This window comes from uncultured Maritalea sp. (assembly GCF_937139385.1).
In the GTDB taxonomy this organism is placed as follows: domain Bacteria; phylum Pseudomonadota; class Alphaproteobacteria; order Rhizobiales; family Devosiaceae; genus Maritalea; species Maritalea porphyrae_A.
The window spans coordinates 1-7,731 of sequence record NZ_CAKZPW010000207.1 but is presented as its reverse complement, the minus strand read 5'-3'; the positions used below and the strand labels follow the sequence as shown (position 1 = coordinate 7,731).

The window sequence follows — 7,731 nt, the reverse complement described above, 5'->3', positions numbered from 1 at the left end:
TTCGTTTGTCGAATGCAGAGGCAGACCAATTGCAAAAATGGGCGATGGTTGAAGGGTTAAATGCTGAAATGAAGGATCAAGAGCTTAAGGCGCAGATCTATTGGGGTGATCAAGCCGCCACTATTGCTGCACTTCAATTGTCCTTGGCGAGCATGCGACAAAAGTCTGGCGAAAGCATGGAAGCTGTTGAGCGCGCATCGGGTTACTTGCGGCTATTGAAAGTGGCGCAAACTTGGGTGGCGCCGGAGTTTCCAGTTAAAGGGCAAGATTTGATCGAACTGGGACATGCGCCAGGGCCCGATATGGGGCAAGTCCTAACGAAACTAGAAAAGCGCTGGGTTGAAAGCGGTTTTGCTTTGAAGCGTGACAGTTTGCTGTCTGAAGCCTAAGCTTTTTTCAGCGCTCTTTGTGTGGCAATTTTGAGCACCATAGCATTTTGCTGATAGGTGGCTTGGAACTGGCCGCCAAAAATTGAATCAGTCATAAACTGTGTGCTTTGAATGTCTTTTTGGATGTGCTTCAAGCGGGCTGCGCGCCACAGCTGATTTGATTTCCACATCGGTACATTCTGGCCGTATAATTGTGCTTTCATGACGGCGATTATGGTTAGTGAACGGTTAATTTTCGGTGTCACTTTTGCAAATTGCAACATTTTCTCGTTTATCGAGCAAGAATCTTCGCTCGATGAGATTCTTTGTGAGGTCGATGGCGCGGTCTAGGTCGGTTAGTGCCGATGTTTTGTCGCCTCGCATAAGATGAAGTTCTGCGCGGGCCGCGAAAAAGGGTTGGTAACCCTTAAGCTCGTCTTCCAACGTTTGTAGCCTTGCGAGTGCAGTTTGCACCTCACCCATATTGGCTTGTGCCATGGCAGCATTGAGTTGCACCACGGGGGAAGGATCAAATGCCGTGAGTGCTTGATAAAGAGCTGCAATTTGTTGCCAGTCGGTAGCGCCCCAGCTTTGCGCTTGACAGTGCAAGCCGCTGATGGCTGCTTGGAATTGATAGGGACCAAATTGGCCAAGTTTAATCTGCTCAACCAATAGCGCATTGGTTTGCTTGATCGTTTTGTGGTCCCACAAACTCCGGTCTTGGTGTTCAAGGCTGACCATTTGGCCGTCATTGTCGGTTCGGGCGGCGCGGCGCGCGTGGGTAAATTGCATCAAACACAAAAGGCCGCCCGTTTCGGGGCAGGGATCAAGTCGAAACAATAGGGCCGCAAGGCGGATCGCTTCTTTGGCGAGATCATCGCGGGTAAGCGTTTGACCCTCAAAGGCTGAATAGGATTCGTTGAAGATCAAATAGATGGTTTTTTGCACAGCCACGCGGCGTCCGGCTAATTGCTCAATGCCAGGAACTTCATAGGGAATGCCAGCGTCACGGATCTTCTTTTTGGCTCGAGTGATCCGCTGCAGCATCGCTGTTTCGCTGCTTAGAAAGGCTCGGGCAATTTCGCGCACCGTCAGGCCGCCTAGTGTTCTTAGGGTGAGCGCCAATTGCGCTTCGTTGGACAATGCGGGGTGGCAGCAGGTGAACATGAGCCGCAAGCGTTCGTCTGGAATATCGTAGTCGGTTTCAGACATATCTTCCTTGGTGGCTTCAAGATCGATCAAAATCTGCTGCGTTTCTTTGGCATGGTGGCGCGTGTCTTTGCGGATTTTATCTATCGCGCGGCGCTTGGCCGCCGTGTGCAGCCATGCTGCTGGATTGTGAGGTATGCCATTTGTTGGCCAAACACGCAGCGCTTCAGCCGCGGCGTCTTGCAGCGCATCTTCGGCTTTGTCAAAATCACCAAAGCTTTTGATCAAGCTGGCCAATATCCGACCCGAGCTTTTGCGTAAGGCTCGGGTCAGATGGTGTTCAATCTCAGACAATTATTGATCGAAGACCATAACAGGGCGCACTTCAATCGTGCCGTATTTTGCCGTCGGGATTTTTTGTGCCCACTCAATGGCTTGGTCGAGGTCTTTGCATTCGAGCAAATAGTAGCCGCCCAATTGTTCCTTTGTTTCAGCAAATGGGCCGTCAGTCAGTTCGACCTTGCCATTGCGTTCGCGGATGGAGGTGGCGGTTGAAACGGCTTCAAGCGCATCGCCAGTAACCATCACGCCGGCCGCTTTGGCCTCTTCTCCAAATTTCCAATAGTCGGCCATGATTTTTTCCATGCCGCCTTCATATGAAGATTCTGAACCTTCAGCATTGTAAATGAGAGCCATGAATTGCATTTGCGTATCCTTATGTTGTTCCCAAAAGGCGCGCTTTTTGGCGCCTATACCCAATAGTCGTTTAGGATAAGCGGAATTCGACAGGCTTGAGATTCTTTTTTTTGTTTTTGCCTATGGCCACTTAACTGCAGGGGGCATGGAAGACAGTATGCTCTCCACATTGCCGCCAGTTTTTAAGCCAAACGTGGTGCCCCGATCATAAAGCAGGTTAAACTCCACATAGCGTCCGCGACGCACCAATTGCTCTTCGCGGTCCGCTTCTGTCCACGCATTGTTGAAGTTGCGACGTACCAGCTGATTGTAAATCTCTTTGAAGTTCAGCCCCACATTCTGCGTGAAGGCGAAATCGGCGTCCCAGTCGCCTGAATTGTGGCGATCATAAAAAATGCCGCCGGTGCCGCGTGGTTCCTTGCGATGCGGCAGATAGAAATAGTCATCACACCATTTTTTGTATTTGGGGTAGTCGGCACATTCATGTGCGTCACATGCGGCTTTCATCGCTGCGTGGAAATCTATGGTGTCTTTATCTTTCTGGTTGCGACGTCTGTCCAAAACAGGGGTTAGATCGCCGCCGCCGCCAAACCACCACTCGCTGGTGGCGACCATGCGGGTGTTCATATGCACGGCAGGAACATTTGGGTTTTGCGGGTGGGCGATCAGCGAAATGCCGCTGGCCCAAAAGGCGCGAGACTGTTCTGTGCCGGGCATGCCTTTTGCAAAATCTTCTGAAAACTCGCCATGCACGGTTGAAATATGCACGCCAACTTTCTCGAACACGCGGCCTTTCATGATCGACATTTCGCCGCCACCACCTGGGTTTCCGGTGGTTTGGTCTGTGCGGTCCCATTGTTTGCGCTCAAACCGTCCTGGGGCTTGATCGGAAAGCGTGCCGACCAATTCGTCTTCAAGCTGTTCAAAACCCAAGCAAATCTGATTGCGCAATTCGCGGAACCATGCGCTGGCTTGTTGCTTTTTTTGATCAAGATCGAAACTGGTCATGAAAGATTTGCCCAATGGTTGGTTTGACGTAGCGCTTCGCTTAGCACAAGAGAAGCGGATATGGCGACATTGATAGAGCGCATATCTTGTCGCATGGGGATGCGCAAATTGAGATCAGAGATGTTTGCGACCTCGTCAGGCACCCCCGCGCTTTCACGTCCCACCATCAAAACGTCATTAGCATCAAAAGTGGCTTGGGTGTGTGGAATTGAAGATTTTGTGGTCAAGAGGACCAAGCGTTTGGTCTCACCCGTGCGCCAGTCGTTAAAGGCGTCAAAGCTTTTGTGCTCCACCAGATCTACTTGATCTAAATAATCCATTCCGGCGCGGCGAAAGGATTTCTGTGTAAAAAGAAAGCCAGTGGGGTGAATAAGATGCACACGTAAATCAAGACACGCCCCCAGCCGCATCAGCGTGCCAGCATTTTGTGGAATATCGGGCTGATAGAGGGCGAGGGAAATTGTCACGGTAAAAACTCATTCTTTTGCTTAAGGCGAATAGTCCACAAAGCGGTTTTGGGCGCACTTGTCGAGTGGTTTTGGCCGCTTTGGCAAAGCGATTGGGAAATTTTGGCTCTATATGGGGCAGAAAGGGCAAATTTCTAGGGTATTGTGTCGCAGTTTTTACCAGTTCGCGCCGCAAAGGCTGGACAAGCGCTTTATAGAGTGCAAAAAAGGCCGCGATTTCCGCTTCATCTGTTTCAGATGGGGGTGATTCTGCTATCTAGGATATGGATAGTTGAGCGGGAGCGGATGAACGATCTTAGGTAGGGATCTTGACCTTGGCTACACAAAGCAATTCAGAACCGAACAGAAGAGATTTTCTCTATTTCGCAACGGGCGCTGTTGGCGCGGTAGGTGCCGCAGCCGTGGCATGGCCGCTTGTTGACCAAATGAACCCGGACGCCTCAACTTTGGCGTTGGCTTCTATCGAATTAGATATTTCTTCAATTGAAGTTGGGCAATCCGTCACTGTGAAGTGGCGCGGAAAGCCTGTTTTTGTCCGTCGTCGGACACAAAGCGAAATTGAAGAGGCGAAAGCAGTGCCGCTGTCAGATCTTAAAGATCCAGCGTCAGATGCTGAACGCGTCAAAGAAGGTCACGAAGAGTGGCTTGTTATGATTGGTGTGTGCACGCACTTGGGTTGTATCCCAGTGGGTGAAGCGGGCGATTACAATGGCTGGTTCTGCCCATGCCATGGTTCGCACTATGACACTGCTGGCCGTATCCGTAAGGGGCCTGCACCTGAAAACCTTATTGTTCCGGACTATGATTTTACGTCCGATACAGTGATTAAGATTGGTTAGGGGGCAGTCTGATGGCACATCAAAGTAATTACAAACCAAATTCTGGTTTTGAAAAATGGATGGATGAGCGCTTGCCGATCATCCGTCTTGGCTATGACTCATTTGTTGACTTTCCGTCACCAAAAAACCTGAACTACTGGTGGACGTTTGGCGCGATTTTGGCGATCTTCTTGGTCCTGCAAATCGTTACCGGCGTTGTGCTTGCGATGCACTACACACCGCATGTGGATCTTGCGTTCAACTCTGTTGAGCATATCCGTCGCGATGTGAACTGGGGCCGCTACATTCAGTCAGCCCACGCAAACGGCGCATCATTCTTCTTCTTTGCGGTTTATGTCCATATTTTCCGTGGTCTTTATTACGGATCATACAAAGCGCCACGTGAAGTGCTTTGGATTTTGGGCTGTACCATCTTCTTGTTGATGATGGCGACTGCATTCATGGGCTATGTGCTTCCTTGGGGCCAAATGAGCTTCTGGGCCGCAACCGTGATCACGAACTTCTTCTCAGCGATCCCCGTTGTTGGTGACAGCATCAAAACCCTTCTTGTGGGCGGTTTTGCGGTGGATAACCCAACATTGAACCGCTTCTTCTCGTTGCACTATTTGTTGCCATTTATGTTGGTTGGCATTGTTGCCTTGCATATTTGGGCATTGCACGTACCAGGCAACGGCAACCCAACTGGCGTTGAAGTGAAGAGCAAGGCGGACACTGTTCCTTTCCACCCATATCTCACCATGAAAGACCTGTTTGCGGTCTTGGTTATTATGATCCCATTTGCTTGGTTCGTGTTCTTCGCGCCAGACATTTTGGGTCACCCAGATAACTATATTCCTGCCAACCCATTGGTAACGCCTCCGCACATTGTGCCTGAGTGGTATTTCTTGCCATTCTACGCCATCTTGCGTGCGATCGACTTCAACGTAGGTCCGATCGACAGTAAACTCGGCGGCGTGATCATGATGTTTGGTTCGATCGTTGTGTGGTTCTTTGTGCCATGGCTTGATCGTTCGAAAGTACGCTCCGGCGCTTTCCGTCCAATGTTCCGTTGGTTCTATTGGGTTTGGGTCATCAGCTTCATCGGTTTGACATATCTTGGCGCACAGCCAGCTGAAGGCGTATATTTGTTCTTCGCGAAATTGTGCACGGCTTATTATTTCCTCTACTTCTTGGTGATCTTGCCGTTCTTGCCAAATATTGAAACAACCAAACCGCTACCAGCTAGCATTTCGGAAAGTGTTCTTGCTAAGAGCGCCCCGAAAGCGGCTGAATAGGAGAGAGATGATGAAAAAATTCACAAAAATCATCAGCGCTGTCCTAATTGCAGCGAGCACATTGTCAGCTGGTACTGCATTTGCTGCAGGTGGTGGCGATGGTCCGGATCCTGTGTTGCAGGATTGGTCTTTTGCCGGCGTGTTCGGCAAATATGACCCAGCGCAATTGCAGCGTGGTTTCCAAGTGTTCCAAGAAGTTTGTTCTTCTTGCCACTCTGCCGATTTGTTCAGCTTCCGTATGTTGAGCAAAAAGGGGGGCACTGAGTATTCAGAAGCTCAGGTGAAAGCACTTGCCGCTGAGTACACTGTGATTGACTTGGAAGTTGAAGATGGCGAGCGTCCTGCTATTGCTGCAGATACGTGGCCAAATCCGTTTTCAACGCCGCTTGAGGCCGCTGGCTCGAACAATGGTGTTGTTCCTCCGGATTTTTCAGTTTTGGCAAAAGCACGTAACGTGCCGCAAAAATTCCCGAACTGGATTGGCAACTACTTCACAGCTTACCAAGAGGGCGGTGCAGACTATATCTACAACCTGCTCGTTGGTTATCATGAAGAAGCACCGCACGGCGTAGAGCTTGGCGATGGTCAATATTACAACGATCACTTCCCAGGTCACAAAATCTCAATGGCACCACCATTGTCAGCTGAGATTGTGGACTATGAAGGCAATGCACCTGAAACTGTTGAGCAATATGCAAAAGACGTTTCTGCCTTCATGATGTGGCTTGCAGAACCCGACATGACTGCACGGAAGGAACTTGGCTTCCGCGTGATCATGTTCCTCATCTTGCTAACAGGCATGATGTATCTGGTTAAGCGTCGCTTGTGGAGCAACGTTGATCACTAGGCCTTTGGGTTGAAATGAAATAAATTATAAGGGTCAGCCTTCGGGCTGGCCCTTTTTTGTGCCGCTGTTGATTGCAAATGACTGCCTTGAGCCCTTTTTACCGAAACTCTGAAATGGCGCGAAAGACAGCTATGACAGCTGAAGTGAAACTTGTGGCTGTTGTTTGGATTTGGAACTGTTTTTTTGAAGGGGAGGAACGAGGTAGTTTACAAGTCCCACAAAAACGATCATTTGTGCGCGATCTAAATGACTGCTGAAAGTGTAAAATGCTAAACGTCACTACGGCAAGACGAGTTCAAGAGGCACTCCCGTGTTAATCAAAGTTGGCGATAACCGCACATCAAACATTGATTTGGTGCTGGCAGGACTGCTTTCTTCTGTTGCAGGGGCGTTGAACGCTGTTGGGTTCCTAATTGCGGGATCCTTTACAGCGAATATGACAGGCAACATTTCTGCCGCAGCAGATCAGCTCGCAAACGGTGGAATTCTAATCTCACTTTCTTTTTTGGGACTAGTGGTTGCCTTTGTCTTTGGGGCGAGCATGGCAGCACTTGCTATTCAGGTCGGTGAAAGTCGACAAATACGTTCCGTTTACGCTTTAGCGATTACCGCGCAGGCCGTTATACTTTTTGTATTGGGCATTGCTCTTGGCCTGTCATCGACCAATACAAATGAAACGTTTCTGGTTATCGTCCTAAGTTTCGTAATGGGGCTTCAAAACGCAGTCACGACAATGATTTCACGGGCGCGGGTGCGTACAACTCATGTTTCTGGAATGGCAACCGATATCGGCATCGAATTGGCGGCATTGTTGGGTGATAATAAGTCGCGTCACGATGCGATGCCAAAGCTTTGGCTTCACAGTCTGACCCTTGTTTGCTTTTTCATGGGCGGGGGCTGCGGTGCACTTTTGTATCAATTTATCGGAAGTTGGCTATTTGTGATCGCCGCAGTGGTATTGATGCTCATAGCAGTGCCAGAAGTTCTTCGGGCACACCGTTTTTAAGCGAAAAAACTACTGTATCTTACTGAACTTTTCGCCATACCGGACATTGTCGCACGAGCAACGTATGGTCACTTTGT

General features: G+C 49.6%; 9 protein-coding genes and 1 pseudogene. 5 read left to right on the top strand and 5 right to left on the bottom strand.

Annotation, left to right across the window (positions count from 1 at the left end; translation table 11 throughout):
• Positions 1–389, top strand: a pseudogene (locus Q0231_RS08915) (CCA tRNA nucleotidyltransferase); the annotation flags it as partial.
• Here the strand turns inward: Q0231_RS08915 and Q0231_RS08910 are convergent.
• From Q0231_RS08910 to Q0231_RS08890, 5 genes are all read right to left on the bottom strand, one after another.
• Complete coding sequence (locus Q0231_RS08910; RefSeq protein WP_269394737.1) at positions 386–649, bottom strand: hypothetical protein; 264 nt, start codon at positions 647–649, stop codon at positions 386–388. The pseudogene Q0231_RS08915 and the gene Q0231_RS08910 sit on opposite strands and share 4 nt — an antisense overlap.
• The gene (locus tag Q0231_RS08905) at positions 618–1,871 is read right to left on the bottom strand and encodes an RNA polymerase sigma factor (protein WP_299347233.1); all 1,254 of its coding nucleotides are present in this window, start codon (positions 1,869–1,871) and stop codon (positions 618–620) included. The genes Q0231_RS08910 and Q0231_RS08905 overlap by 32 nt, the downstream gene beginning before the upstream one ends.
• Entirely contained in the window at positions 1,872–2,222 is a 351-nt protein-coding gene (locus tag Q0231_RS08900) for a YciI family protein (protein ID WP_299347232.1), read from the bottom strand.
• A gap of 111 nt (positions 2,223–2,333) precedes the next feature.
• Positions 2,334–3,221: an oxygen-dependent coproporphyrinogen oxidase gene (gene hemF / locus Q0231_RS08895; RefSeq protein WP_299347231.1), complete on the bottom strand. Its 888-nt coding sequence runs from the start codon at positions 3,219–3,221 to the stop codon at positions 2,334–2,336.
• Positions 3,218–3,688, bottom strand: a complete 471-nt coding sequence (locus Q0231_RS08890; protein WP_331283685.1) for a tRNA (cytidine(34)-2'-O)-methyltransferase — start codon at positions 3,686–3,688, stop codon at positions 3,218–3,220. Before Q0231_RS08890 ends, hemF begins: the two co-directional genes overlap by 4 nt.
• Before the next feature lie 314 nt (positions 3,689–4,002).
• Between Q0231_RS08890 and petA the strand changes: the two genes are divergently transcribed.
• From petA to Q0231_RS08870, 4 genes are all read left to right on the top strand, one after another.
• Positions 4,003–4,527, top strand: a complete 525-nt coding sequence (petA, locus tag Q0231_RS08885) for a ubiquinol-cytochrome c reductase iron-sulfur subunit (protein ID WP_299347229.1) — start codon at positions 4,003–4,005, stop codon at positions 4,525–4,527.
• Positions 4,528–4,538: 11 nt separating this feature from the next.
• The gene (locus Q0231_RS08880; RefSeq protein WP_269394742.1) at positions 4,539–5,801 is read left to right on the top strand and encodes a cytochrome b N-terminal domain-containing protein; all 1,263 of its coding nucleotides are present in this window, start codon (positions 4,539–4,541) and stop codon (positions 5,799–5,801) included.
• Between the two features lie 10 nt (positions 5,802–5,811).
• Entirely contained in the window at positions 5,812–6,648 is an 837-nt protein-coding gene (locus tag Q0231_RS08875) for a cytochrome c1 (RefSeq protein WP_269394743.1), read from the top strand.
• 310 nt (positions 6,649–6,958) lie between these two features.
• Entirely contained in the window at positions 6,959–7,654 is a 696-nt protein-coding gene (locus tag Q0231_RS08870) for a YoaK family protein (RefSeq protein ID WP_299347226.1), read from the top strand.
• Positions 7,655–7,731: the final 77 nt, after the last annotated feature.

Bases quoted from the DNA above. Each gene is read 5' to 3' on its own strand.
- hemF (WP_299347231.1), bottom strand. From the start codon at position 3,221: ATGACCAGTTTCGATCTTGATCAAAAAAAGCAACAAGCCAGCGCATGG.
- Q0231_RS08875 (WP_269394743.1), top strand. From the start codon at position 5,812: ATGAAAAAATTCACAAAAATCATCAGCGCTGTCCTAATTGCAGCGAGC.
- Q0231_RS08900 (WP_299347232.1), bottom strand. From the start codon at position 2,222: ATGCAATTCATGGCTCTCATTTACAATGCTGAAGGTTCAGAATCTTCA.
- Q0231_RS08880 (WP_269394742.1), top strand. From the start codon at position 4,539: ATGGCACATCAAAGTAATTACAAACCAAATTCTGGTTTTGAAAAATGG.